Below are 25342 nucleotides of genomic sequence, written 5' to 3'. Positions count from 1 at the left end.
ATGACCACCCTCTCTCCCCCCACCGGGGAACCGGGGGTCGTGGCCTCCCACGACCCCCGGCCCGGAGAACCGAGCGGCCGACGCCGCCTGTCGCGGGCCCTCAGGCTGGGCCCCACCGCCGACGCGGGCGGCGCCGCGCTGTACCGCCGCTGGTGGCTGCCGTGGCTGTGGATGTCACCGGCGATCATCGGCATCACCGTCTTCGGTCTGTACCCGTTCCTGAACACGCTCCTGCTGTCGTTCACGAACGCCAGACCGCTCGGCGGCGCCGCCTCGTTCGTGGGCCTGGACAACTACACGCGGATGCTGGGCGACTCCGACTTCTGGCTCGCCACCCGCAACAGCGTGCTGTACGCGCTGATCGTCGTCCCGCTCATGGTGCTGCTCCCGCTGATGCTGGCCGTACTGGTGGAGAAGAACCTGCCCGGCATCGGCTTCTTCCGCTCCGCCTTCTACACCCCGGTCCTCGCCTCCAGCGTGGTCGTCGGACTGAGCTGGCAGTGGCTGCTCAGCGACCAGGGCCTGGTCAACACCTGGCTGCAGAAGGCCCACATCATCCGGTCGGCGATCCCGTTCCTGTCCGACTCCTGGCTGATCCTGCTGTGCGCGATGGGGCTCACGCTGTGGAAGGGCCTCGGCTGGTACATGATCTTCTACCTGGCCGCCCTGGGGAACGTCCCGAAGGAACTGCACGAGGCCGCCGCCGTGGACGGCGCGGGCGCGATCCGCCGCTTCTGGCACGTCACCATGCCCGGCGTGCGCACCTCGATGATGCTGGTCGGCACCCTCACCGGCATCGGCTCGCTGCGGGTGTTCACCGAGATCTACATGCTCGGCGGCGCGACCGGCGGTCCCGGCGGCGCCGACCGCACCCTCCCCTTCTACATCCGGGACGTCGCCCTCGACCCGCTCACCGGCAACGCCGGCTACGGCTCGGCGGTCAGCGTCGCCCTCTTCGTCCTCACCCTCGGCCTGACCCTGCTCGCACAGCGCCTGACGAAGGAGGAGGAGTCATGACGACGGCCGTGACGTCCGTGGAACCCGCTGCGGGGCGACGACGGCGCCTGATGCCGCGGTGGCGGGACTACGGCCGGCCGCGCGAACTGATCGTCCGCTACCTGCTGTTGCTGTTCGTCCTCGGCATCACCGTCGGTCCGCTGCTGTGGCAGCTGCTGTCGTCGCTGAAGGGCGTCGGCGAGGACGTGTTCGGCGCCGACGCCTCCCTCTTCCCACGCGACCCGACCCTGCGCGCCTACCGCGAGGTGTTCGACCAGGTCCCGGTGTGGACGTACATCCGCAACAGCATGGTGATCGTCGCACTGTCCGTCACCAGCCAGCTCGTCTTCTCCACGCTCGCCGGTTACATGCTCTCCAAGCCCAGCTGGAAGGGCCGCAAGCTGGTGTGGGTGCTGCTGATGGCGTCCATGATGTTCCCCTTCGAGTCGATCATGGTCTCGCTGTTCCTCAGCGTCCGCGACCTCGGCCTCGTCGACAACCTGGCGGGCGTCTGGCTGCCCGGCTTCGTCGCCGCCATCAACGTCCTGATCATGCGGGCCGCGTTCCTCGCCGTGCCGCGCGAGATCGAGGACGCGGCGATGCTGGACGGGGCGGGCGAGTGGAAGCGCTTCCGGTATCTGTATCTGCCGTCCGCGTGGGGCGCGATCCTCGTCGTCACCATCAACACCTTCATCAGCGCCTGGGACGACTTCCTGTGGCCGCTGATCGTGCTGCGCACCGAGGACCACTTCACGCTGACCCTGGGCCTCGCCCGGCTGCAGTCCTCGTCCTTCGGCTACGACCAGCGGATGGTCATGGCGGGCTCGGTGATCTCCGTGGTCCCGGTGCTGGTGCTGTTCGTGATCACGCAACGGTGGTTCTACAAGGGGGTGTCCTCGGGAGCCGTCAAACTCTGAGGCCGCCCTCCCAGGTCCAGGACCAGCGGTTCGATGGTGAGCGCCGCCCGCGCCGACTCGGCGACGCGGACCTCGACGGCACCGGTCCGCGCGGGCGCCTCGAAGGGCAGCGACACCGTACGGCGCTCGCCCGGGGCCAGGCCGACACCCTCGAACGCGCACAGTTCGAGGGTGCGCGGCCATACGGGGGTGATCAGCCGCCGGAGATAGACCTGGACGACCGTACGCCCGTGCCGACCCCCCGTGTTGGTGACGTCGACCTCGACGCCGGCCCCCGCGAGGCGTGGTGTGCCGTACGCGAAGCTCGTGTACGACAGGCCGTGCCCGAAGGAGTGGAGCGGCTCGGCGCTACCGTCCGCGTAGCCGCCGTACTCGGTGTCCTTGTGGTTGTAGTGGACCGGGAGCCGGGCCGCCGAGCGGGGCAGGGAGACCGGCAGACGACCGGCGGGTTCGGCGATTCCGAGCAGTACCTCGGCGATCGCCTCGCCGCCCCACGGGCCCGGGTACCAGGCGGTGAGCAGCGCGCCCGCCGTCTCGGGCACCACGTGCGGGCGCCCCTGGATCAGGACCACCGCGGTCGGCGTGCCCGTCGCGACGACCGCGTCCAGCAGCGCGTACTGGGCCTCCCCGAGCCGTAGTCCGGCGAGGTCGACGCCCTCTCCGCAGGTCATCTCGGACACGACGGCCCGCGCGGCCCCGTTGGCGTCGAACTCCGTGTCCGGTGTGCGGGCGCTGCTGCCGCCCAGCACGAGTACGGCCAGGTCGGCCGCGGCGGCCTCGGTGGTCGCGGCCGGGATGCCGGCGCGGTCGGCGCCGGTGAGGGCCGCGCCCCGCGCGTGGCGCACGAGCATGCCGGGCGGGGCGAGGCGGCGCAGGGCGCCGAGGACGCTCACGCCGGTGCCGGGGCGCTGCGGGGCGGTGTAGTCGCCGAGTTGGTGGGCGGTGGTCGCGGCGTGCGGGCCGAGCACGGCGATACGGCGTACCGAGGGACTGACGGGCAGGGTGTGCGCGTGGTTGTGGAGGAGGGTGACGCAGGCCCGGGCCAGGTCGGTGCTGAGGGCGCGCCCGGAGTGCGCGGGGATCGGGGCGCGGCGGGTCCAGGGGTTCTCGAACAGGCCGAGGCGGAACTTCAGGCGCAGGACGCGGGCGACGGCGGCGTCCAGGGCGGCCTCGCCCACCAGGCCCCGTTCCACGGCCTCCGCCAGGTGGGTGAAGCCCTCGTCCCAGAGGCTGAGGTCGATCCCTGCGTCGAGGGCGAGAGCGCCCGCGGAGACCTTGTCGCCGGTGATGCGGGCGAGGCGGTCCACGGCCAGTCCGTCCGCCATGACCAGGCCCCCGAAGCCCCAGCGGTCGCGGAGCAGCCCGGTGAGGAGGGCGCGGTTGCCCGAGCAGGGCAGACCGTCGACCTCGTTGTAGGCGGCCATCACGGCGGCCGCGCCGGCGCGGATTCCGGCGCGGGCGGCGGGGAGGTGGATGTCGTGCAGTTCACGCGGGCCGACGTCGGACTCGGCGGAGTTGCGGCCGCCGACGGTGGCGCCCTGGCCGGCGAAGTGCTTGAGGACGACGGGAGCACGGTCGGCGGCGAAGGGCCCCTCCGCGTCCGGGGTGCCCTGCATGCCCCGCACCAGCGCCGCGGTGAGACGCGCCGCGAGGTGGGGGTCCTCGCCGAAGCACTCCTCGGTACGGCCCCAGCGCGGGTCCCGGGCGATGTCCAGCGCGGAGACGAGGGCCAGGTGGCCGCCCCGGCCACGGAGTTCGGCGGCGGCGTGGGCGGCGGCCCGCTCGTACAGGCCGGGGTCCCAGGTGGCGCCGACGGCCAGATTGACGGGGAGGACCGTGCCGTCGAGGGCCATGTGACCGTGCGGGACCTCCTCGACGAACAGGGCGGGGATGCGCAGGCGGCTGCGTTCCAGCACGTGTCGCTGGACCAGGTCGGCGAGGTCGGCGCTGTCGTCGGCCCCGGGCCCGTGCCCGTGACCGACCCCGGACCAGGCGTCGGCGCGCATCAGCCCGTAGAGCGCGCCGAGCCCGGCGAACCGCTCGGTCTCCGCGTGCAGGGCGTCGGTGAGCTCGAAGCCCCCGCCCGGGGTGCGCCGGTAGGCGTCCCAGCCGTACATCCGCTGATTGAGCTGACCGACCTTCTCCCGCCGGGTCATACGGGAGAGAAGGTCGGCGACGCGGATGTCGAGCGAGGCGGCGGGGTCGAGGTAGCGGGGCCGCGCGGGGGTGACGGCCGGGGCGACCGACGGGTCCTGCGGGGGCATGGGGCGTCCTTGTCGGCGTCGAGGAAGCGGCGGGGCCGGGGCCTTTCGGTGGCGGTTCAGGCGCCGGAGGCGTGGGCGAGGCGGGCCAGGGCGACCGCGCCCGGGGAACCGTCCGAGACCGGGGTGACGACGAGCCCGTGCGGAGTCAGGCGTTCGGTCAGTGGAGGGAGCAGGGGGCCGTGCGGAGCGAGGAGACCGCCGGTGGCGACCAGGGGTTCGCCCGGGTGGGGGGTCAGGGCGGCGACGGTCTCGGCCAGGTGGTGGGCGGCCTCCCGGAGGATGCGCGCCGCCACGGCGTCCCCGTCGTCGGCGGTCCGCACCACCCCGGGCGCGTGGTCGGCCAGACGGACGGGTGAGCGGTCCATGACGGCGGGCAGCAGCCGGGCGCGGTAGGCCGTGCGCAGCTCCGCGCTCCATGGGACGGTGTCGTCGGCGGTTCCGTAGCTCCCCGGGGGCAGGACCTCCGCGGGCAGTCCGAGGTCCCGGCCGACGGAGAGGACGAGGGCGGTGGCCGCGCCGCGGCCGTCGGCCGCGCGCAGGGCGGCCCGTACGGCCTCGCGGCCGATCCAGAAGCCCCCGCCGTCGTCCCCGAGGAGCCAGCCGTCGCCGCCGGAGGTCGCGGTCGGCACCCGTCCGGCGATCCGGGCCGCGACCGCGCCGGTGCCGGCCACCAGGACCAGCCCGTCGGCGGGGTGACCGGGGGCCGCGGCGAACGTCGTCTCGATGTCGCTGTGGACGCCGACCGTGGCGGTGGTGATGCCGAGCCGGCCGAGCGCGGCGGACAGGGCGGCCCCGGCCCGCGTCCGGCCGGGCTCCTGGGCGCCCTGGGCCCGGTGGCCGGCCCCCGCGAAACCGCCGGCCACCGCCACCACGCGCTCCCGCAGCGCGGCGGGCACGGCCCGCGCGACGGCCTCGGCGAGATGGTCGGCGAGGACCGGCCCGGGCACGGTGAGCGCGTTGCCGGGCCCGGCGGTGCCCTCGCCCCGGACCCGCCCGTCACCCAGGCCGGCGAGGACGGCACGGGTGCGGGTGCCGCCGGCGTCGAGGCCCACCACGAACATCGGAGCAGTCACGGAAGCCTGGTTGAAATCACTATTCATTGCTCCCCATGGTGGTTGATACATTCTCCCGGGACAAGGTCCGGCAGGGCCGGGATCCGACGGGATCCGACGTGGACCCGTCTCGCGAGGAGGACACCATCGACACGCCCACGCGCACGTCCGCCACGCCCGGCCGCCGGTTCGGCGTCAACTACACCCCACGCCGGGGCTGGTTCCACGCCTGGCACGACTTCGACCCCGGGCTCGCCCGCGAGGATCTGGCACAGATCGCGGACCTGGGCCTGGACCACGTCCGGGTCTTCCACCTCTGGCCCCTGCTCCAGCCCAACCGCGCCCTTGTCCGGGCGACGGCCGTGGACCAGCTCGTCCGGCTGGTGGACCTGGCGGGAGAGTGCGGTCTGGACGTCCTCGTGGACGGCGTTCAAGGCCATCTCTCCAGCTTCGACTTCTACCCCGAGTGGACCCGCAGCTGGCACCACCGCAACGTCTTCACCGACCCCGGGGCGATCGAGGCCCAGACACTGCTGCTGCGCACCCTGGGCCGTGCCCTCTCCGGCCACCCCCACCTCATCGGCCTGCAGCTCGGCAACGAACTGAACAACATGGTCGAGCACAACCCGGTGTCCGTGGCCGAGGTCGACCACTACCTGGACACCCTGCTGGCCGCCGCGCGCGACGGGCTCGGGGAGGGCCGCGGCCTGGTCACGCACTCGGCGTACGACGCCGCCTGGTACGGCGACGACCACCCCTTCACCCCCGAGGCCTCGGCCCGCAAGGGCGACCTGACCACCGTCCACCCCTGGGTCTTCTCCGCCGACTGCGCCAGCCGCTACGGCTCCCGCTCACCCCAGGTGCGCCATCTCGCCGAGTACGGCACGGAGCTGGCGGCCGCGTACGCCACCGACCCGGTCCGCCCGGTCTGGGTCCAGGAGACCGGCGCCCCCGAGCCGCACATCCCGGCGGCCGACGCCCCCGACTTCGCCCGCGCGACCCTCCTGAACGCGGCCGGGTGCGCCCGTCTGTGGGGCGTCACCTGGTGGTGCTCGCACGACGTGGACCGCTCCCTGGCCGACTTCCCCGAACTGGAGTACACGCTCGGCCTGTTCGACTCCAGAGGCCGTCCCAAGCCGATCGCGGGCGCCCTGTCCGCGACGGTCGCGGAGCTCCGTACCACCGCCGCCCCACCGGCTCCGCGCACGACGGCGCTGGTGCTCGACTGCACGCCGTCCACCCGCTCGGTCTCAGGCCCCGGGGGCGCCTTCTTCGACGCCTGGATGCGCGCACGGCAGGAGGGCGCCGCCCCGGCGATCGTCCTGGCGGAGCACGCGCGGGACACGGCGCACCTCACGGCGAGGGGGATCACGGAACTGATCGACGCAAGGGGGTGAGAGCACGTCGTAGGCTCAAGCCCTCATGGAGACCTTACGGAACCGGCCGCTGCCGCCGGCCGTGGCGGCCGGAGCGGCCACCGCGCTGAGCCTGCGACGGCGGGCCCCGCTGGTGGCGCTGGCCGGGGTGGCCGTCTGCTACGGCGCCGCCCTGATCACAGGAGCCTCGGACACGGTCCAACTGCTGGTCCTCGTGGGCGACTTGGTGATCGTGTACGCGGTGGCCGCCCGCACCACCCTGCCGGTGACGCTACGGGCGGTCGGCGCGCTCGTCTGCTGCCAGGCCCTGTTCGACTTCGCCGTCGAGGGCGTGAAACCCGTGACCGCCGCCGGCCTGGCCGTCTCCGTCGCGTTCCACTCCGCCGTCGTCGGACTCGGCCGGGGCAGCGCCCACCGGTCGGCCGCACGGGCCCGCGCCGCCGACCGGCTGGCTGCGGCCCGGGCCGAGGAGCGGCAAGCGGGGCTGCGCGAACGGCACAGGCTGGCACGGGAGTTGCACGACGTGGGCGCCCACCACCTCACCTCCGTGGTCGTCACCGCCGAGGCCGCCCGGCACCTTGTCACCAGCCGTCCCGAACTGGCCGCCGAGGCGCTGGACTTCGCCGCCCGGACCGGCCGCGAGACCCTGGCCACCGTGCGGAGTCTGGTCACCTCCCTGAGTGTCGCCGAGGAGAGCGAGGACGTACCACTGGACGCCCGGATCGAGGAACTCGCCGGTGGCTTCGTCCGCCTCGGCCAGCGAGTGGAGATCACGAGCGACGCGGGCGCCACGGCAGTCGGCACCGAGGTGGCGGAGGCCGTGTTCGGTATCGCCAGGGAGGCCCTCACGAACACGCTGCGCTACGCGCCGGGGGCGGTCGTACGGGTCGGCCTACGGGACCTGGGCGACGGATGGCTGGCCCTCACCGTCGACGACGACGGCGGCGGGGCGCGTCCGGAGCCGTCGGCCCGCGTGCCCGGCGTCGGCGCCCGGGGGCTCGGCTCGGGACGGGGCATGACCGGTATGCGCGAGCGCGCCGGGGAGGTCGGCGGCACCGTGACCGCCGGGCCCGGAGCGGGCCCGTCCGGCGGGTGGTCGGTGCGGGCCGAGCTGCCGGTCCGTCCGGGGCGGACGGCCCGCCCCTCGAACGGGCGGGGTCGGGCGCTGGACTGGCGCCTGGCCTCGCACGGCGTGCTGCCGGCCGCCGGGATCCTGCCGGCGGTGTTCCTGTTCACCGAGGACCGGGAGCCGGCCGCTCTGTCGTGGCTGGGCGCGCTGCTGATCGTGCAGGTACTGCCGTTGCTCGGGCGGCGGGCGGCACCCTGGCCGGTGCTGGCCGCGTTGCTCGCGGCCAGCTGGCTGTGGCCGTGGGTACCCGCTTCGCACCCGGCACCGTGGCCCGCCCTGGCCGCGGGGGCCTGCGCCCTGGTCGGCGGGGTGTACGCGGTGGGGGCGTACGGCCGCGATCCGTGGGCGACCTGGGCATCGGTGCCGCTGGTGGCGCCGGTGCTGGCCGGCGCGGTGGCGGTGACGGCGGCGCGGGACGGCACCATCGCCGGGGAGCCGGCCGGAGCCCTCGACGTGGGGCTCCTCGTGTTCGCCCTGACGGTGCTGTTGCTGCCCCTGTTCGGCTGCGCGTGGCTGGCGGCCTTTCTCGTCCGGACCCGGCGCGGGCGCAACGCCCGCCGTGCGGACGACGAGCTGGGCGCGGTCGTCCACGAGGCGCTCGCCGCGGCGCACCGGGAGCGGCTGCGGCTCGCCGCGGGGCTGCGCGCCGCGGTCCTCGACCGGACCGCCGACGTGATCGGCGCCGCCGAGGAGGGCCGCCTCGACGACGTGGCCCCGGCGGCCCGCGCGTCGCTGGCGGCCATGCGTGAGCTGCTGAGCGACCTACGCGAGGACACCCCTGCGAACGCCCCGCCCGCGGCGCTGACGAACTCCCCGCCACCTGCCGAGGGCTCACCCCCGCCCCCTGCCGACCGCCCGACACAGGGCTCCCGCTGAGGTCCCACGCACGGTCCCGGTGGCGCCCCGCGCACGGCCCTCCCCGAAGCCGCGGGCACGGCCCCGGCCGAAGGCCCACGCATGGCCCCCGCCCAGCTCCCGCTCACGGTCCCCGCTGGCGCCCCGCGGACGCCACCCGACGAAGGCACACGCACACCACCCGCCAACGCCCCACGCCCGCCCGTACCTGCACCCCCACGCGACCCCCGGCCGGTACCCCACACACAGGCCCCCCGCCAAGACCCGGCTCACAGTCGCCGTCGGCGCCCCGCAGACGCCACCCGACGAAGGCTCACGCCCAGCCGCCGCCGAGACCCTCCACACAGCCCCCCCGGCCCACACCCCCCATGCAGCCCCCGACGACCACTCGCACACGATCCCCGCCGAGGGCTCGATAAGGTGACGCCTCATGACATCGCCCGCCACCCACCCCGCCAGGGTCCTGGTCGTCGACGACCAGGCCGTGGTTCGCGCGGGATTCGCGGCCATCGTCGACGCGGAGCCGGACTTCGTGGTGGTCGGTGAGGCGGGTGACGGCGCCGAGGCGGTCACGTCGGCCGGGCGACTGGTTCCGGACGTGGTGCTGATGGACATCCGCATGCCCGGCATGGACGGCCTGACGGCGACGAGCCTCCTGACCGGCCCGACGTCGGTGCACGCGCCCCGGGTGCTCGTCCTGACCACGTTCGACCTCGATTCCTACGTGTACGAGGCCCTGCGCGCCGGCGCCTCCGGCTTCCTCCTCAAGGACGCCCAGCCCGCCGAACTCCTCACGGCCCTCAGGGTGGTGGTCACCGGGGAGGCCATGCTGGCCCCGGCGATCACCCGCCGTCTCATCGACACGTTCACGGCGGTCGCCCCCGCACCACCGGTCGCCTCCATGGCCCTCGACGCCCTCACGCCCCGGGAGCGCGAGGTCCTCTCCCTCCTCGCGACGGGCCTGGCCAACGCCGAGATCGCCGGCCGGCTGGGCGTCGCGACGGGCACCGTGAAGACCCATGTCAACGCCCTGCTGAAGAAGCTGGACCTGCGGGACCGGGTGCAGGCGACGATCTTCGCGTACGACACCGGTCTGGTGCGCCCGAGACCTCCGCTCGGCTGAAGGACGGCCAGCGGGCCGGGAAGCGCCGCCCCCGGCTCAACGCGCCGCCCATCAGCTGATCCAGGGACGTCGCGGGTCTATCTCAGGGTGCAGAGGCGGTTCCTTCTCCGGAGCGACGCGGTCTGCCCCCCTGAGCGGAGAGGCTGTTCCACAGGATCACGGGGAAGAGGAAGAGCCGTATGGAAGCGATGAAGTCGCCCGACTGGAACGTCGTGGGAATCCTGGGCGCCGCCCGGGGCGCGCAGGCAGGTGCCGGCGGAGCCATCGGCACCGAGCATCTGCTGGCCGGCATCACCACGGCCAGGGGCCCGGCGCGGGAAGCGCTCGTGGAGGAAGGGGCGACCAAGACCGCGCTGCTGGCGGTGTTGCGGGACCGGTCGCGCAGGGACGGCGCGTGGAGCGCCGACGACGCCCCGGAGGCGAGCGTCGCCTCTCGGGACGTCCTGGGGGACGAGGGCGACCGGAGGGCCCGCTTCACGGGCGCCGCGGCGGCGGCGCTGACCGCGGCGATGGGGCACGCGCGGCGCGAGGACGCGGCGAAGCTCGGCGCCGTACATCTGCTGAGGGGCCTCCTGGAGGAGGACAACCGGGCTGTGGAGCTGCTGGACGCGTGCGCCATCTCACCGCAGGCCGTGCGCGCCCGCCTCGACGGTCACTCCGGGACCCGGGAGGACGGCCTCGACCCACTGCTGCACGCCACCCGCGACGTTCTCCTCGGCCGTACCCATTATCGCCGGATGCCCTTCTGGCTGCGCTGGCTGCTCCGGCTCGGTGGGGGCAACTGGGCCTCCTCACCCGCCGGTTGGGTCAGGCTGGAGACCTACGAGCAGGCGCGCCGCCTCGGCCACGGCGTGGTCGGCACCGAGCATGTGCTGCTCGCGATCCTGGCCACCCACGAGGTCGCGCTCCGGTATCCGCACCTGTCGAGGGAGAACGCCCCCGACCAGGACACCCGGTACGCGGGCGGCGAGCGACTGGCCCGCCTGGGCGTCGACTACGCCTCGGCCTACGGTGCGCTGACCGCCGGTGGCCGCGTGCGCCTGACGTCCGACGCCCGTCCCGTCGAGCGGTACGTCGACGCGGCCGGCCTCGCCCCGGCCGGTTCGGCCGATCCTGGCACCGGCCCGCTGGTCGAGACACTCCTGGGGGAGCAGACCCGCGCCCGGCAGCTGGTCGACGCGCTGACCAGCACCTCCGGCCCCTCCACCACCTGACGGGGCGGGAGGGCCGTCAGAACGCCCGCCCCGCCACCACCTCGGCCGCCGCTCGCAGATTCACCCGCCCCCGCCCGTGCGCGGCGACCGCCCCGCCCTCCTCCGGCAACCCCGTCGAGACCACCAGCGCGTCCGCTCGCGCCGCCAGCAGGGCGTCCTTCAGGTGTCCCTGCCAGGGGTGCAGCTCCGCATCGCACACGGCGACGACCAGCGGACGCCCCTCGGCGGCCCGCAGCACCTCCCCCACGACGGCCGAGAGGTCGTCGGGGCCCCCCGCCACCGCCGTCCCCGTGGCGGTCGGGTCGAGGGTGCGGACCTCGGTCAGAAGGTCCTCGCCGCCCCAGTTGAGGGCGGGGTGCGGGGACGGGAAACAGTCCACGACATGGGCGCCGGGCACCGGTCGCGGCAAGGGCCCGCCGCGTCGTACGGCCCGTCGCGCCGCCATGAGCCCGGCGTCCGCGTCCCACGCGGCCACGGCTCCCGGCCGGATCGGCACCGCGTACCGCAGGGCGAGCCGCCGTACCCGCGCCGCCGCCTCTGTGACGCGCTCCTCGGCGAGGTCACCCGTGCACAAGGCGTCGAGCACGGCGTCCCGGCAGGCGAGCGTGACCTCCAGGTCAGGTACGGCGACGATGACCTGGTCCGCTCCGGCGGCGAGTGCGAGGCGGGCGCCGGCGGCCTCGCCGTAGCGGTCGGCGATGGCCCTCATCTCCAGCGCGTCGCTGACGAGGACGCCGTCGAAGCCGAGTTCGCCGCGCAGCAGCTCGGTGAGGATGCGCGGGCTGAGGGTGGCCGGCCGGTCGGGGTCGAGGGCCGGGAAGACGACATGCGCGCTCATCAGCATGGGCACGCCCGCGTCGACGGCGGCCCGGAAGGGTGCGAGGTCGAGCCCGTCGTACGGCCGTGGGTCGACCGCCGACGCGTGGTGGCTGTCGGTGACCGTGCCGCCGTGACCGGGGAAATGCTTGGCGCAGGACGCCACGCCGCGGGCCTCGGTGGCCTCGATCCAGGCGCGCAGATGCCGGGAGACCAGCTCCGGGTCGCCGCCGAAGGCGCGGGTGCGCACGATCGGGTTCTCGGGCCGGCTCTGGACGTCGGCGACGGGGGCGTAGGAGACGGTGATGCCGAGCGAGAGCAGATGACCGGCCAGGGCGTCGGCGCAGGCGGCGGTCAGCGTCGGGTCGTCGACGACTCCGAGTGCCCACGAGCCCGGCACCTCGGGGGCGCCCGCGGCCACCAGGTGTCCGATGCCGCCACCCTCGTTGTCGATGGCGATCAGCAGGTCCGGCCGCAACGTCCGCAACAGGCCGGTGAGTTCGCGCACCTGGTCGGCGTCGCGGATGTTGCGGGTGAACAGGATGACCCCGCCCAGTCCGCGGTCGATGAGCCGTTTCAGGGTGTCGGGGACGATCGTCGTGCCGTCGAAGCCCGCGACGAGGCAGCGGTGGGCTGCCTCGTCGAGGGCCGCGGGGAGAACCGGGCCGAGCGGCCCGGTGGCGGAGTGTGTCACCTCCGGAATCCTCTGGCTGGACCAGCCGAAAGTCAACAGGCGAGTGGATGGTTGATTCACCACCCCTGATTCACCACCCCTGGTGCGCCACGATCGGCGGGCGTCTACCGCAGGCCGGGGCCGGGCCGTTCGGGGCCGTTCGGGGCGGGGGCCTGTCGCGGAAGCGGCGCGGACTCGATCGTCGTGCGCAGACGCGAGTCCTGCGCAGCTCGATCGCCCTGCCCAGGCTCGATCGCCCTGCCCTGACTCGATCGCCCTGCCCAGGCTCGATCGTCCCGCCCAGGCTCGATCGCCCTGCGCAGGCTCAATCGTCCCGCCCAGAGTGCCGGTACTCCGCGGCCGGGTACCGGGCCGGTGGCGAGGAAGGCCGCCGGCGACGGGCACGCACCCAGCCGAGGAGGACCACCGAGCACAGGGCGGCGAACGCGCACCAGGTCGAGATGAACTCCAGCCGCCACAGGGCCCAGCAGACCGAGGCGCCGACGGCGGCCAGGATCCCGAGCACCGTGAGGCGCCGGTCTCCGGAGAGGAGCAGGGAGCCGACGGTCGCGAGGAGGTAGCCCGTGACGAGGAGCACCGGGTGGGAGACGGCGACCGTGTAGCCGACGGTGTGGCCGCGGATCTCGGCCGTCACCGGGCCGGTGACGAGGCCTCGGCCGAGCAGCCCGGCGGTCGCGACGCCGACGCCGAGGAGGACGACGAGCCGGGCGCGGGCGGACGGCGGGGCCGCGCACAACACACCGGCGGGCACCCAGACGGCCAGCATGGGCAGTGCGATGACGGCCCAGGCGACGGTGGCCGCTCCGCTCCCCCCGCCCGAGGACCAGACCACCGCCTCCACGATCTGGTGCGCCCCCAGCAGCAACGGCAGCGCGGCGAGCGGCAGGTCCCGCGCGCTGCGCACCAGCGCCACACAGGCGACCCCGACGGCCGCGACACCGGCACCCGCCACGAGATCGGCCGTCGCACTCCAGCACATCGCGCCACCATCGGGTCGACTGTCCCTCATCAGCGCGGCCACGGTACGTCGCTCCCGCCGGAGGTTCGCGGGACGACACGGGCGCCAAGAGGGTCACCGAACCACGGTGACGAGGGAACGGGCGAAGGGGGAAGCAACATCGATCCGACCCGCGTCACCACTTCCGCGGACTCCGCAGCGCTTCGGCGCCCAAGGACCTTGAGGTCTTTTTGAAGGGTTTCCGCAGATTGAATGACGGGTTTCGGCTCCCCAGACTGGCAGAAACACAAGGCTGCGAAAGGAACCTCGATGCGCCCCATCGCCGCGGTGCGACAGGTCTGGCTGACCGAGGCGGACTGTGATCTCGACACGTTCCGCACACTCGTCGAGCAGAGCACCGATCCCGCCGACCACCCTTCGGCCGAGCGGGTCGAGCACGGTGTGCCGCTCTACGACAGCGACCGGCTCCGCGCCCGGACGGCCACCCCGCAGGGCCTGCGGGACGTGCAGGCCGAGCTGGCCCGGACCCTGATGGAGGGCCCCGGAATCGTCGTGTTCAAGGGCGCGTTCACGGACCCGGCCGTCGTGGACCGGGCGTCCGCCGTCTTCCGGGAGCTGATCGAGGAGGAGCGCGCCGCGGATACCGCACGCGGCGACCACTTCGCGAAGCCCGGCGCCAACGACCGCGTCTGGAGCGCCCTGGACAAGTTGGCCGTACGCGCGCCGGACGTCTTCGCCGACTACTACGCCAACGACATCCTGGCCCTGGTCGCCGAAGCCTGGCTCGGCCCCGCCTACCAGGTGACCTCGCAGGTCAACGTGGTCAACCCGGGCGGCGCCGCCCAGAGCCCGCACCGCGACTACCACCTGGGGTTCCTCACCCGGCGGCAGGCGGCCGGCTACCCCGCGCACGTCCACCGCCTCTCCCCCGTCCTCACCCTCCAGGGCGCGGTCGCCCACTGCGACATGCCGGTCGAGTCCGGTCCCACGCTCTACCTGCCGCACTCCCAGAAGTACGAACCGGGCTATCTCGCCTGGCGGCTGCCGGAGTTCGTCGAGTACTTCGACACCCACCACATCCAGCTCCCCCTCGACAAGGGCGACGCGGCGTTCTTCAACCCCGCGCTGTTCCACGCCGCCGGGCACAACCGCTCGTCGGACGTCCGGCGCATGGCCAACCTGCTCCAGATCTCGTCCGCCTTCGGCCGCGCCATGGAGACGGTGGACCGGGAGGCGATGGCCGAGGCCCTCTTCCCGGTCCTGGCGCACCGCAGGGCCGAGGGCGCCACCGAGGCCTGGCTGCGCCGCGTCGTCGCCGCCAGCGCCGAGGGCTACCCCTTCCCCACCGACCTGGACCTCGACCCGCCCGTCGGCGGCCTCGCCCCGGCCTCCCAGGCCGACCTCCTCTGGCGGGCCCTCAGCGAGGACTGGGCTCCGGGCCGACTGCGCCACGAACTGGCGGCGGCCCGCCGGCGACGAGGTCACTGAGAAAGAGGCGGCAGCGGCAGCGGCAGCCCATGATGCGCATGCGCGGTGCGGATGTGACCGCGAGGGGTTGACGACCGTGCGTGTGACGGCCACCTTCGATAGCGCGCGACTCTGGGAGCGCTCCCACTCCCTCTGCACCCCCACGCACGCCCACGCACCCCACCTGTGTCGAAGGGACGACCATGCAGACACCCCGCCCGTTATCCCGCCGGACGTTGATCGCGGCCGGCGCCGCCGGCCTCGTCGCCACCGTCGCGCCCGCCGCCCGGGCCGCCGGGACACGGGCGGACGCCCGGTTCCACACGGTCGGCCGGGTCGCACGGGCCGCGGACGGGACCGTGGCGTACAGCTGGCCCGGCGTCTCCTTCGAGGGGAGGTTCCACGGGACCGGAGTCGGGGTGGTCCTCGACGACGCCGACAACGACTACGACGTCCAGGTCGACGGGGCGACCATGGCCACCCTCGTCACCCCGGGCCGGACCGTCTCCTGGATCGACGGCCTGGCCGACGGCGGACACCGGGTGCGGGTCGTGAAGCGGACGGAGAGCCCGTGGGCGGCCGGCCGCTTCGGCGGTTTCGTCGCGGCTCCCGGTGGCGCGATTCTCGCGAGACCCCGGGCGCGCGACAGGCAGATCGAATTCATCGGCGACTCCTACACCGCCGGTTACGGCAATGTCTCCACCACCCAGGACTGTTCCGGGAACGGCGGGGTCAATCGGAACAGCAACGCGGATCTCGCGTTCGGCGCGCTGACGGCGCGGAGACTGGACGCCGATTTCCAGATCAACGCCTTCTCCGGCCGGGGAATGGTCCGCAACTACAACGGCGGTGAGCCCGGTACCGATTTCCGCACCTACTACGACCGGGCCCTGCTGAACGTCGAGGGTGATGTCTGGCGGAAGCCGGACAGCTGGCGTCCACGGGTCGTCGTGATCGGACTCGGGATCAACGACTTCTCCACGCCCCTCAATCCCGGTGAACGCTGGAGCACGACGGCCGAACTGGTCACCGCCTACGAGAGCGCCTATCACGGCTTTCTCGACAAACTGCGTGCCCGGTACGGGCGCGGGACGTTCCTCGTGATGGCCGCCGCCCGCCTCTGGAACACCACCGCGTTCACGGAGGCCACCCTGCGGATCGTCCAGGAGCGGGTGCGGCGGGGTGACGGCCGGGTCAGCCACTGGTACTACGACGATCCCGGCCTCGATCACCTGGGCTGCGACTGGCATCCCTCGCTGCACGACCATCGGATCATCTCCGGGCTGCTGGACGGCCATCTCGCGGGGTTGCCGCTGCGCTGGTGACGAGGCCGGCGACGCTGTCCCGTGCGGGCTCAGGCCGTCAGGGCCTGCCCCGGCCGCAGCGTGTGGAGCAGGCCGGCGTGGTGCAGCGTCGCGACGGGGGCGAGCAGGTCGGGGTGGCGCAGGAGCGCGGCGGCCCGCCGGTCGAGCACGTCAGGGCTGAGGAGGCGTCGGTAGACGGCGGGCGAACCGGCCGAGTGGAGGGTGGCGGCAAGCGCGGCCACGGCGGCACGGGCCAGCTCGGGGTCGGCGAGCAGGCAGGCCGCCCAGCTGGCCACGACCTCGTCCACCCACGTCCGCCAGGCGTACTCCTCGGGTGTCAGGTCCTCGTCGAAGCCGGTGATCCAGTCGAGCCGCGCCGTGCCGCCCGGACCGGCCACACCGACGAGCGCGGCGTCCATCGGTGTCGGATAGCGCAGCCGGGCGGCCACGGTGACGGCCTGCCTGGCCTGCGCCTCGCAGAGCGCGCCGTCGAGGGCTCCGCCGCCCGCCGGATAGGCGCGCGTCAGCCATTGGGTGGTCGCCGCGATGAGCGGTGAGAGGTCTGCGAGCACTCTGGGCCATCCGTGGGTTCAGGGGAACGCGTGGCACAACGTAGTCGCGCGCCGAACGACCGGAAATGGCGCAGGCCACGGAACGGACGTGTCCTGGACCACATCTCCTCGGCGCGCTGACTCACGGGACGTCGATGCGACGCATGCGGGGCCGCGAGGAGATCTCGCGGCCGGCACCCACGACGGCGTGGTGTTCACCGATGTCGTGGGTTGTCCGGTCCATGTGACGGACCTCGCCGCGGCGCTGCCGGAACCGGTCACCGTCGAGGAGGGAGGCATGCGGCATCTCGCCGGGCCGGACGCCCTCACCCGCCACGAACGCGGCATCCCCATCACCCGCTCATCACCCGCCGGGACGGTCTGGACGCCTCCCGCCTGTCGGCCGGCCGCCGGGGCGAGACCTCCCTGCCCGGACCGCTCGACGTCCGGCCGGACAGCGGATGGACCCGGCGCCGCCTGCGCATCCGCCTGCACCGCGCCCGGGAGTTCCTCGCGCAGCGGCGGGGCCGGCGAGTGGCCCTCCCGCCGAGGGCGACCCTCCCTCCGTAGTCGAAGTGGCCTTCCGCGCCCAGCAGAACGCGGGCCCTTGTCACCCACGGACGAACACCGGCCCCTTGGGACTCATCTCCCGCACACAGACGGGTGATTGAGGCGGAGCGCCCTTCCTTCGCTGCCATATTCGAAAGCCACTTCGGAGGTGGCTGTGACGCTAGAGGTGACGACATCCCGGGCGAGGCAGTCGGCGCAGCGGGCGGCCGGGCAGGTGCCCGACACGATCGCCGACCGCACGGTCGACCGGACCGCCGACCGCATCGCCGACCTGGAGGGCCGCCGGATCCGGGCGGTCGCACCGGCCGGGCCGAGAAGACGCGGGGAGTACGGCGCCCGGGAACGCATCGATCTGCTGCTGGACACCGACTCGTTCACCGAGACGGGCCAGTTCGTGCGGGCCCGCCCCACCGGGGGCGCGGACAAACGGCCGTACGGCGACGGGGTGGTCACCGGGCACGGCACGATCGACGGCAGGCCCGTCTGCGTCTTCGCCCAGGACCCCACGGTGTTCGGCGGCAGCATGGGCGAGGCCTTCGGCGAGAAGACCATCGCGCTGATGGACCTCGCCCTGAAGACGGGCTGTCCCGTCATCGGGCTCAACGACGGCGGCGGCGCCCGTATCCAGGAGGGTGTCACCTCGCTCGCCCTCTACGCCGAGCTGGTGCGCCGCAACGTGCGGGCGTCCGGGGTGGTCCCGCAGATCTCGGTCGTCCTCGGCCCCTGCGCCGGCGGGGCCGCGTACTCGCCGGCCATCACCGACTTCACCGTGATGGTGGACGGCGCCTCGCACATGTTCGTCACCGGGCCCGACGTCATCGAGACGGTCACCGGCGAACGCACCAGCGCCGAGGAACTGGGCGGCGCCCGCACCAGCAACGCCGTCAACGGCAACGCCCACTTCCTGGCCGCCGACGAGGTGGACGCCCTCGACACCGTGCGCGACCTGCTGTCGTACCTGCCCGCCAACAACGCGGAGCCTCCCCCGCAGTACACGCCGGGGGCCGCACCCGCCGGTCTCGGGCTGGACGCGGTGGTGCCGGACCGGCTCGCGCAGGCCTACGACATGCGGGACGTCCTGCGCGCGGTCGTGGACGACGGCGAACTCCTGGAGATCCAGGAGCTGTTCGCGCCCAACATCATCTGCGCCCTGGCCCTCGTCGAGGGCGCCGCGGTCGGTGTCGTCGCCAACCAGCCCCTCCACGCGGCGGGTGTCCTCGACATCGACGCCTCGGAGAAGGCCGCGCGGTTCGTACGGTTCTGCGACGCGTTCGGCATCCCGCTGCTCACCTTCGCCGACGTCCCCGGCTATCTCTCCGGCGTCCGCCAGGAACAGGCCGGCATCATCCGGCGCGGCGCGAAGCTCCTGTACGCGTACGCCGAGGCGACCGTCCCCAAGATCACGGTGGTGGTGCGCAAGGCGTACGGCGGCGGCTACGCGGTGATGGGCTCCAAGCACCTGGGCGCCGACATCAACCTGGCCTGGCCCACCGCCCGGATCGCCGTCATGGGCGCCGAGGGCGCGGTGGGGGTCCTGCACCGCCGCGAACTCGCCGCCGCGGCCGACCCCGAGGCCCTGCGCGCCCGCCTCGTCACCGCGTACGAGGAGACCTACGGGACGCCCTACCTCGCCGCCGAGCGCGGTTACGTCGACGCGGTCATCGCCCCGCGCGACACCCGCGCCCACATCTGCCGCGCCCTGCGCGCCCTGCGGGGCAAGCGCGCCCCCATGCCGGAGCGCCGGCACGGCAACATCCCGCTCTAGAGCATCCCTGCTCCGTGCGCGCCGAGCCCTCCGAGCCCTGTCGCCGCTGCCCGCGAGGCGCCCCGAGCCCCCGCCCCGAGCCGTCCCCCGCCAATCACCGCAAGCCGTCCCCGCGACGTGAGGAGCCATGCCCGATGGACAGCCGCCGCCCCCCGCTCGCGCCCGTGTTCCGCAGTCTGCCGGAGTATGTGCGGCACTGGGCCGAGACCACCCCCGACCGCCGGGCGTTCACCTTCGTCGACCATCCGGCGCCGCACTCGCGGGGCGTCCACCGCACCCTGACCTGGCACAGGCTGGACCTGCGGATGCGGGCCGTGGCCGCCCGGCTCGCGGCGGAGGCCGAGCCCGGCGCGCGGGTCGCGGTGCTGTGCCCGCAGGGGACGGAGTACGTCACCGCCTTCCTCGGGGCGCTCGCCGCCGGTCTGGTCGCCGTACCGCTGTATCCGCCCGGTCTGCCCGGGCAGGGCGACCGGCTGTCGGCGGTCCTGACGGACGCCTCCCCGGCGGTCGTCGTCACGACGGGCCACGCCCTCGCCGAGGTGCGCGAGGCGTGCGCGGGCCGGGACGTGAAGGTCGTCGCCGTGGACCACGTGCCCGACGCCGCCGCCGACGACCCGCGTACGGCCGAGCCCGACGCCGACGCCCTCGCCTACCTCCAGTACACCTCGGGTTCGACCCGCACCCCGGCGGGCGTGGAGATCACCCACGGCAACGTCGTCGCCAACGCCCGGCAGGCGCTGGCCGCCTACGGTGCCGACGCGCATCCGGTGACCTTCGTGGGCTGGCTGCCGCTCTACCACGACATGGGGCTGGTGCTGAGTGTCGCGGCGCCGGTGGTGCGGGGGCTGCTGTCGGTGCTCATGGATCCCGTGGCCTTCCTGCACGAGCCCGTGCGCTGGCTGCGGCTGCTGGCCGCGCACCCGCGCGCGCTGAGCGCGGCGCCCAACTTCGCCTACGACTACTGCGCCTCGGCCGTCACCGAGCCGCAGAAGGCCGGGCTGCGGCTGGACGGGGTCTTCGCGCTGATCAACGGCAGCGAGCCGGTGCGCCCCGGGACCGCCGACCGATTCCACGCCGCGTTCGCCACACGGGGCCTCGCCGAGGGGACGCACTGTCCGTCGTACGGTCTGGCCGAGGCGACCGTCTTCGTCAGCGCCGCGCGCCCCGGGCAGCCGCTGCGCGCGTTCGCGCTCGACCGTGACTCCCTGGCCACCGGGAAGGCGCTGCCCGCGCGGCCCGAGGACCCGAGGGCCGTGTTGCTGGCCGGCTGCGGCGCTCCGGCGGGCCAGCGGGTGCGGATCACGGACCCGAAGTCGCGGGCCGCGCTCGCGGAGGGCGAGGTCGGCGAGATCTGGGTGCAGGGGCCCAACGTGGGGCGGGGGTACCGCAACCAGGACCGGCAGACGCGGCTGGTCTTCGGCGCCGTACCGGCCGAGGGCACGGCGGCGCCGGGCGGGTGGCTGCGGACGGGTGACCTGGGGACGGTTCTGGACGGGCAGTTGCTCGTCACCGGGAGGCTGAAGGACCTCATCGTCGTCGACGGGCGCAACCACTACCCGCAGGACGTGGAGGCCACGGCCCAGGAGACGCATCCGGCCGTACGGCGGGACCGGCTCGCCGCGTTCGGTGTGCCGGGCGGCTCCGGGGAGCGGGTGGTCGTGGTCGCGGAGCACGCGCGCGGTGTGCCGCTCGCCGACATCGACGTACCGGACCTGGTGCGGACGGTGCGGGCCGCCGTGTCCGCCCGCCACGGGCTGCGGCTGTCCGACGTCGTCCTCGTCCCGCCGGGCACGGTGCCGCGGACGTCCAGCGGGAAGGTCTCGCGGGCGCTGACCCGTGAACGTTATCTGGCGGGTGCCTATGCGGCGGGGGGCGCGCGGTGAGGGTCGTCAGGGACGACGAGGGCGGCCCGCGCGGGCGGGTTCCGGTCGGTGCGCGGGGCGCGCTGCGGCGGCTGATCGCCGAGCGGGTGGCCCTCTGGAGCGGTACGGCCGCCGAGGACGTGCCGATGGATCTGCCCCTCGCGGATCTCGGGATGTCCTCGCGGGACGCGGTCGTGCTGGCCGGCGAGCTGTCCCGGGCGACGGGTCTGGAGCTGCCGGTGACGCTGCTGTGGGAGGCGACCACCGGGGACGCGCTGGTGGCGCGGCTGTGCGCCACGGCGGCGGAGAGCGCGCCCGTGGCGGCCCCGCCGCCGGGGGCGCACCCGGCGCCCGGTGAGCCGGTGGCGGTCGTCGGGGTCGGCTGCCGGCTGCCCGGGGGCGTGCGCGGACCGGCGGAGTACTGGCGGTCGCTGCTCGACGGCGTCGACGCGATCCGGCGGGTTCCGGAGGACCGCTGGCGTGACTTCACGCCGTACCCGCCGACCGACGCGCTCCCGTACGGCGGCTATCTGGACGACATCGCCGGGTTCGACGCCGACTTCTTCCGCATCACCCCGCGCGAGGCGGCGGTGATGGACCCGCAGCAGCGGATCCTTCTGGAGGTCGTCCACGAGACCCTCGACCATGCCGCCGTCCCGGCCGCGTCCCTCGCGGGCAGCGCCACCGGTGTCTTCGTCGGGGTCTCCGCGTCCGAGTACGGACAGCTCACCGGCGCCGACCCGGCCGCCGTCGACCCCTGGGCGCCGGCCGGCGGGGCACTGAGCGTGACGGCGGGCCGGCTGGCGTACGTCCTGGACACGCGCGGGCCGAGCATGGCCGTCGACACCGCGTGTTCGTCGTCGCTGGTGGCCGTGCACCACGCGTGCGTCAGCCTGCGCACGGGCGAGAGCGATCTCGCGATCGCCGCCGGGGTCAATCTGCTGCTCTCCCCGACCGTCACGGTCGCGTTCCGGCGGGCGGGCGCCCTCGCGCCCGACGGACGGTGCAAGCCGTTCTCGGCGGTCGCCGACGGCATCGGCCGGGGCGAGGGGTGCGCGGCCGTGCTGTTGAAGCGGCTGTCCGACGCCGAACGGGACGGCGACCGGATCCTCGCCGTCGTCCGTGCCACCGCCGTCAACTCCGACGGCCGCTCGGGCGGTCTTCTGGCCCCCAACCCGGCCGCCCAGCGGGCCCTGTTGAGCACCGCCTACGCGCGGGCCGGCCTGTCCCCCGCGCACATCGACCACATCGAGGCGCACGGCACCGGCACCCCGCTCGGCGACCCGATCGAGGCGGGCGCCCTCGGTGCCGTCCTCGGCCCCGGCCGCGACCCCGACCAGCCCCTGCTCCTCGGCTCGGTCAAGGGCAACCTGGGGCACCTGGAGTCCGCGGCGGGCATCGCCGGTCTGGTGAAGACGGTGCTCGCGCTCCACCACGACCTGATTCCGCCCTCGCTGCACTGCGACGGGGGCAGCGCCCTGGAGGACGACGTACGGCTGCGGGTGGTGACGGAGGCCGAGCCGTGGCCCCGGTACGGGGGCACCGCCACGGCCGGGGTCTCCGGGTTCGGGTTCGGCGGCACCAACGCCCACGCGGTGCTGGAGGAGTGGTCGCCCGGCGCCGTCCTCCCGTCCCCGGACGACGAGCCCGCCGCCCGGCTGCACGTGCTCTCCGACATCGACGTCGCGCGCGTCCGCGACACCGCCGCCCGGCTGGCGGACTGGCTCGGCACGCCCGAGGGCAGCGCCGCCCGTCCGGCCGACATGGCGCGCACGCTCGCCGGACGGGCGGGCCGGGGGCGGGTGCGGGCCGCGATCGTGGCCGGCGGCCCGGCCGAACTGGCGGAGGGTCTGGGTGCGTTGGCCGGGGGCCGGGCGCACGAGCGGGTGGTGGTGGGCGACGGGGACCTCGTCGGACCCGGCCCGGTGTGGGTGTTCTCCGGGTACGGCAGCCAGTGGCCCGGGATGGGGCGCCGACTGCTCGCCGAGGAACCGGCCTTCGCCGCGGCCGTGGAGAAGCTCGACGCGCACCTGGCCCCCGAGTGCGGGCTCTCCCTCTACGACCACCTGGCCACCGGCGACGGCCTGGACCGGCTGGCGGTGGCCCAACCCGTCCTCTTCGGGGTGCAGTTGGCGCTGGCGGAGCTGTGGCGGGCGCACGGGGTCGAACCCGTCGCCGTCATCGGGCACTCCCTGGGCGAGGTGGCCGCCGCGGTGTGCGCGGGCGCGCTGGAGGTGGCGGACGCGGCCCGTGTCGTCGCCGTACGGGCCCGGCTCCTCGGTGGGCTGCGGGGCGGGGCCATGGCGGTGGTGGACCTCGCCGACGACGAACTCGACTTCCTGGCACGGGACTTCCCGGGTGTCCATGTCGCCGTGCACTCCTCGCCCGGCCAGAAGGTGGTCACCGGGGAGGAGGAGCCGGTGGCCCGGCTGGTGCGCCGGCTGGAGGGGCAGGGGCGGGCCGCGCGGGCGATGCGGGTGGCCGGGGCGGGTCATTCGCCGCAGGTGGAGCCGCTGCTGGCGGAGTTGACGGCGGAGCTGACGGACATCCGGGGCGGGCGCCCGCGCGTCCCCGTCTACTCCACCGTGCTCGACGACCCGCGCGGCGACTGCGTGTTCGACGCGGCGCACTGGGCCGCCAATCTGCGCAGACCCGTGCGCCTGGACCGGGCGGTCGCCGCTGCCGCCGCCGACGGTCACACCGCGTTCGTCGAAGTCTCCCCCCACCCGGTCCTGACCCGGGCGATCACGGACACCGCCCCCGGAGTCCTGGCGCTCGGCACCCTCCACCGCGACGCCGACACCGCCGCCGGGTTCCTCACCCGGGTGGGCACCCTGCAGACCGCCGGGCTGCGGCTTCCCCCGCCCCCGGGCCGGGTCATCGACCTGCCCGGGCCCCGCTGGCGGCACACGCGGCACTGGTGGACGGACGGGAGGGCGGGCCTCGCGGCGCCGCCGTCCTCGCCCGCGCGGGCGGACGGCGGCGGTGCGTACGGCAGGGTCCACGTGACGGCGGAGGCCCGCGTGGTGCCCGTACGGCCGGGGGCGGACCCGACGGCGGAGTGCGGCCCGGTCGGGGACGAGGGCGCCGGGCCGCAGGGCGGCGGCCGAACGGAAGCGTGGCACACGGCGGACCCCGCCTCGGTGGCCGCCCGCCTCTGCCACCACATCGCCACCGTCACCGGGCACCCCCCGGCCCGTATCACCCCGGCCACCGCCCTCGCCGAACTGGGCCTGGACTCCCTGATGGCCGTCCGCATCCGCACCGCCCTGGAACGCGAGTTCGGCGTCGAACTCCCCCTGCGCGACCTGCTGGGCGCCGCCTCGGTCGAGGCCATGGCGACCCGGATCCAGCGGGCGCTGCCGGGCGGGGCGACGCCGGCCACGGGAGACGGCCGACGGACGGCACCGGCGAAGGCGAGCGGCGGACACGCTCCGGCGCGAGCGGCGCAGGCCCTGGACGAGGCCTCCCTGCCCGACGCCTCCTCGGCGCTCCGCGAGACCACACGGGCGCGAGCCGACGGGTCGGCGGCGCAGGACTCCCCGCCGCAGCCCCACGACACCTCCGACGCCCTCCCCCGGCGCCTGCCCCGCCGACGCTCCGGCTCCCACCCGCTGCTCCACCCCCTCCACACCTCGGGCCCGTACCCCCCGCTCTTCCTCGTCCACGCGGCGGGCGGCACCACCGACGTGTACCGCCCGCTGGTGGAACGGCTCGGCGGGGAGCGGCCGGTGTACGGGCTGGAGCGGACCGGCGAGGTCCGTACGGTCGTCGAGAAGGCGAGCCGCTACGCCGAGGCGGTGGCCGCCGCGCACCCCGACGGGCCCTGCCTGCTGGGCGGTTGGTCGTTCGGCGGCTTCGTCGCCCAGGAGGCGGCACGGCAGCTGACGGCCGCCGGGCGGGACGTGCGGCTGGTCGCACTCCTCGACTCCGTACGTCCGCTCCCCCGTCCCGAGGGCGGCGAGGCCGAGCGGATCCGCGCGCACTTCACCGGCTTCGCCCGTCACGTCGCCGACGCGTACGGGGTCGAACTGGACCTGCCGTACGACGAGCTGGCGGCGACGGAGGACGACCGTGAGCGCGTCGAGACCGTGCTGGGGGCGCTGCGGGCGGCGGCCGACGTGCCGCGGGCCGCCCTCGACCACCAGCGGGACTCCTATCTGGACCTGCGGATCGGCGAGGCGCACCGGCCCGGCCGGTACGACGGGCAGGTCGTGCTGTACCGGGCCACCGAGCCCGCCCCGCACACCGTGCGCGACCCCGCGTACGAGCGGGACGACGAGGCGCTCGGGTGGGACGAGGTGTGCCCGCGCCTGACCGTCGTCCGGGTCACGGGTCACCATCTCTCGCTGCTGGACCCGCCGAACGTCGACGAGATCGCCGCCCATCTGCGGTGGCGGCTCGCCGGGGAGACCCGCTGAACACGAGC

17 protein-coding genes are annotated in these 25342 nt (G+C 74.6%); 11 read left to right on the top strand and 6 right to left on the bottom strand.

Annotated features, from left to right (window positions below):
• Together STRBO_RS0117890 and STRBO_RS0117885 are read left to right on the top strand one after the other, a co-directional pair.
• Nucleotides 1-1017 (top strand): carbohydrate ABC transporter permease, encoded by a 1017-nt coding sequence (locus STRBO_RS0117890; protein WP_005475255.1) that lies wholly within the window; start codon nt 1-3, stop codon nt 1015-1017.
• Nucleotides 1014-1913 (top strand): carbohydrate ABC transporter permease, encoded by a 900-nt coding sequence (locus STRBO_RS0117885; protein WP_005475256.1) that lies wholly within the window; start codon nt 1014-1016, stop codon nt 1911-1913. Before STRBO_RS0117890 ends, STRBO_RS0117885 begins: the two co-directional genes overlap by 4 nt.
• Here the strand turns inward: STRBO_RS0117885 and STRBO_RS0117880 are convergent.
• Together STRBO_RS0117880 and STRBO_RS0117875 are read right to left on the bottom strand one after the other, a co-directional pair.
• Nucleotides 1877-4177 (bottom strand): glycoside hydrolase family 3 N-terminal domain-containing protein, encoded by a 2301-nt coding sequence (locus tag STRBO_RS0117880; protein ID WP_005475257.1) that lies wholly within the window; start codon nt 4175-4177, stop codon nt 1877-1879. The genes STRBO_RS0117885 and STRBO_RS0117880 overlap by 37 nt on opposite strands.
• A gap of 56 nt (nt 4178-4233) precedes the next feature.
• Nucleotides 4234-5238, bottom strand: coding sequence for an N-acetylglucosamine kinase (locus STRBO_RS0117875; RefSeq protein ID WP_005475258.1), 1005 nt, complete (start codon nt 5236-5238; stop codon nt 4234-4236).
• Between the two features lie 47 nt (nt 5239-5285).
• Here STRBO_RS0117875 and STRBO_RS0117870 point away from each other — a divergent pair, with 47 nt between their 5' ends.
• The 4 genes from STRBO_RS0117870 (at nt 5286) to STRBO_RS0117850 (ending at nt 10926) form a co-directional block, all read left to right on the top strand.
• A complete protein-coding gene (locus tag STRBO_RS0117870) occupies nt 5286-6626 on the top strand; it encodes a glycoside hydrolase 5 family protein (protein ID WP_020114542.1) in 1341 nt (446 codons plus the stop codon).
• 25 nt (nt 6627-6651) lie between these two features.
• The gene (locus STRBO_RS0117865) at nt 6652-8610 is read left to right on the top strand and encodes a sensor histidine kinase (protein ID WP_005475260.1); all 1959 of its coding nucleotides are present in this window, start codon (nt 6652-6654) and stop codon (nt 8608-8610) included.
• A 409-nt stretch (nt 8611-9019) separates the two neighbouring features.
• Nucleotides 9020-9712: a response regulator gene (locus STRBO_RS0117855; RefSeq protein WP_005475261.1), complete on the top strand. Its 693-nt coding sequence runs from the start codon at nt 9020-9022 to the stop codon at nt 9710-9712.
• Nucleotides 9713-9891: 179 nt separating this feature from the next.
• Entirely contained in the window at nt 9892-10926 is a 1035-nt protein-coding gene (locus STRBO_RS0117850) for a Clp protease N-terminal domain-containing protein (RefSeq protein ID WP_005475262.1), read from the top strand.
• Between the two features lie 16 nt (nt 10927-10942).
• Here STRBO_RS0117850 and STRBO_RS0117845 read toward each other — a convergent pair whose 3' ends face one another.
• Both STRBO_RS0117845 and STRBO_RS0117840 read right to left on the bottom strand, forming a co-directional pair.
• Nucleotides 10943-12436, bottom strand: a complete 1494-nt coding sequence (locus tag STRBO_RS0117845) for a glycoside hydrolase family 3 N-terminal domain-containing protein (protein WP_005475263.1) — start codon at nt 12434-12436, stop codon at nt 10943-10945.
• A 304-nt stretch (nt 12437-12740) separates the two neighbouring features.
• Nucleotides 12741-13415, bottom strand: coding sequence for a DUF6629 family protein (locus tag STRBO_RS0117840; RefSeq protein ID WP_020114541.1), 675 nt, complete (start codon nt 13413-13415; stop codon nt 12741-12743).
• A 288-nt stretch (nt 13416-13703) separates the two neighbouring features.
• Between STRBO_RS0117840 and STRBO_RS0117835 the strand changes: the two genes are divergently transcribed.
• Both STRBO_RS0117835 and STRBO_RS0117830 read left to right on the top strand, forming a co-directional pair.
• Nucleotides 13704-14882: a phytanoyl-CoA dioxygenase family protein gene (locus STRBO_RS0117835; RefSeq protein ID WP_020114540.1), complete on the top strand. Its 1179-nt coding sequence runs from the start codon at nt 13704-13706 to the stop codon at nt 14880-14882.
• Nucleotides 14883-15064: 182 nt separating this feature from the next.
• Nucleotides 15065-16186, top strand: a complete 1122-nt coding sequence (locus STRBO_RS0117830; protein ID WP_202499417.1) for an SGNH/GDSL hydrolase family protein — start codon at nt 15065-15067, stop codon at nt 16184-16186.
• Between the two features lie 29 nt (nt 16187-16215).
• Here the strand turns inward: STRBO_RS0117830 and STRBO_RS0117825 are convergent, their stop codons facing one another.
• Together STRBO_RS0117825 and STRBO_RS45645 are read right to left on the bottom strand one after the other, a co-directional pair.
• A complete protein-coding gene (locus STRBO_RS0117825) occupies nt 16216-16737 on the bottom strand; it encodes a hypothetical protein (protein WP_005475269.1) in 522 nt (173 codons plus the stop codon).
• Between the two features lie 121 nt (nt 16738-16858).
• The gene (locus STRBO_RS45645) at nt 16859-17053 is read right to left on the bottom strand and encodes a hypothetical protein (protein ID WP_020114539.1); all 195 of its coding nucleotides are present in this window, start codon (nt 17051-17053) and stop codon (nt 16859-16861) included.
• A 447-nt stretch (nt 17054-17500) separates the two neighbouring features.
• Here STRBO_RS45645 and STRBO_RS0117815 point away from each other — a divergent pair, with 447 nt between their 5' ends.
• The 3 genes from STRBO_RS0117815 (at nt 17501) to STRBO_RS0117805 (ending at nt 25334) form a co-directional block, all read left to right on the top strand.
• Entirely contained in the window at nt 17501-19051 is a 1551-nt protein-coding gene (locus tag STRBO_RS0117815; protein ID WP_020114538.1) for an acyl-CoA carboxylase subunit beta, read from the top strand.
• Between the two features lie 134 nt (nt 19052-19185).
• Nucleotides 19186-20934: a fatty acyl-AMP ligase gene (locus STRBO_RS0117810; RefSeq protein ID WP_020114537.1), complete on the top strand. Its 1749-nt coding sequence runs from the start codon at nt 19186-19188 to the stop codon at nt 20932-20934.
• Entirely contained in the window at nt 20931-25334 is a 4404-nt protein-coding gene (locus tag STRBO_RS0117805) for a type I polyketide synthase (protein WP_005475279.1), read from the top strand. Before STRBO_RS0117810 ends, STRBO_RS0117805 begins: the two co-directional genes overlap by 4 nt.
• Nucleotides 25335-25342: the final 8 nt, after the last annotated feature.

Source organism: Streptomyces bottropensis ATCC 25435 (genome assembly GCF_000383595.1).
GTDB classification, from domain to species: Bacteria; Actinomycetota; Actinomycetes; order Streptomycetales; family Streptomycetaceae; genus Streptomyces; species Streptomyces bottropensis.
Note: the sequence above shows the minus strand (reverse complement) of the source record. Positions and strands in the feature narration are given on the sequence as shown.

What these genes read in the sequence shown, in the direction of transcription:
- STRBO_RS0117890 (WP_005475255.1), top strand. Translation starts at nt 1, where the DNA reads ATGACCACCCTCTCTCCCCCCACCGGGGAACCGGGGGTCGTGGCCTCC.
- STRBO_RS0117885 (WP_005475256.1), top strand. Translation starts at nt 1,014, where the DNA reads ATGACGACGGCCGTGACGTCCGTGGAACCCGCTGCGGGGCGACGACGG.
- STRBO_RS0117880 (WP_005475257.1), bottom strand. Translation starts at nt 4,177, where the DNA reads ATGCCCCCGCAGGACCCGTCGGTCGCCCCGGCCGTCACCCCCGCGCGG.
- STRBO_RS0117875 (WP_005475258.1), bottom strand. Translation starts at nt 5,238, where the DNA reads ATGTTCGTGGTGGGCCTCGACGCCGGCGGCACCCGCACCCGTGCCGTC.
- STRBO_RS0117870 (WP_020114542.1), top strand. Translation starts at nt 5,286, where the DNA reads ATGGTGGTTGATACATTCTCCCGGGACAAGGTCCGGCAGGGCCGGGAT.
- STRBO_RS0117865 (WP_005475260.1), top strand. Translation starts at nt 6,652, where the DNA reads ATGGAGACCTTACGGAACCGGCCGCTGCCGCCGGCCGTGGCGGCCGGA.
- STRBO_RS0117855 (WP_005475261.1), top strand. Translation starts at nt 9,020, where the DNA reads ATGACATCGCCCGCCACCCACCCCGCCAGGGTCCTGGTCGTCGACGAC.
- STRBO_RS0117850 (WP_005475262.1), top strand. Translation starts at nt 9,892, where the DNA reads ATGGAAGCGATGAAGTCGCCCGACTGGAACGTCGTGGGAATCCTGGGC.
- STRBO_RS0117840 (WP_020114541.1), bottom strand. Translation starts at nt 13,415, where the DNA reads ATGTGCTGGAGTGCGACGGCCGATCTCGTGGCGGGTGCCGGTGTCGCG.
- STRBO_RS0117835 (WP_020114540.1), top strand. Translation starts at nt 13,704, where the DNA reads ATGCGCCCCATCGCCGCGGTGCGACAGGTCTGGCTGACCGAGGCGGAC.
- STRBO_RS0117830 (WP_202499417.1), top strand. Translation starts at nt 15,065, where the DNA reads ATGCAGACACCCCGCCCGTTATCCCGCCGGACGTTGATCGCGGCCGGC.
- STRBO_RS0117810 (WP_020114537.1), top strand. Translation starts at nt 19,186, where the DNA reads ATGGACAGCCGCCGCCCCCCGCTCGCGCCCGTGTTCCGCAGTCTGCCG.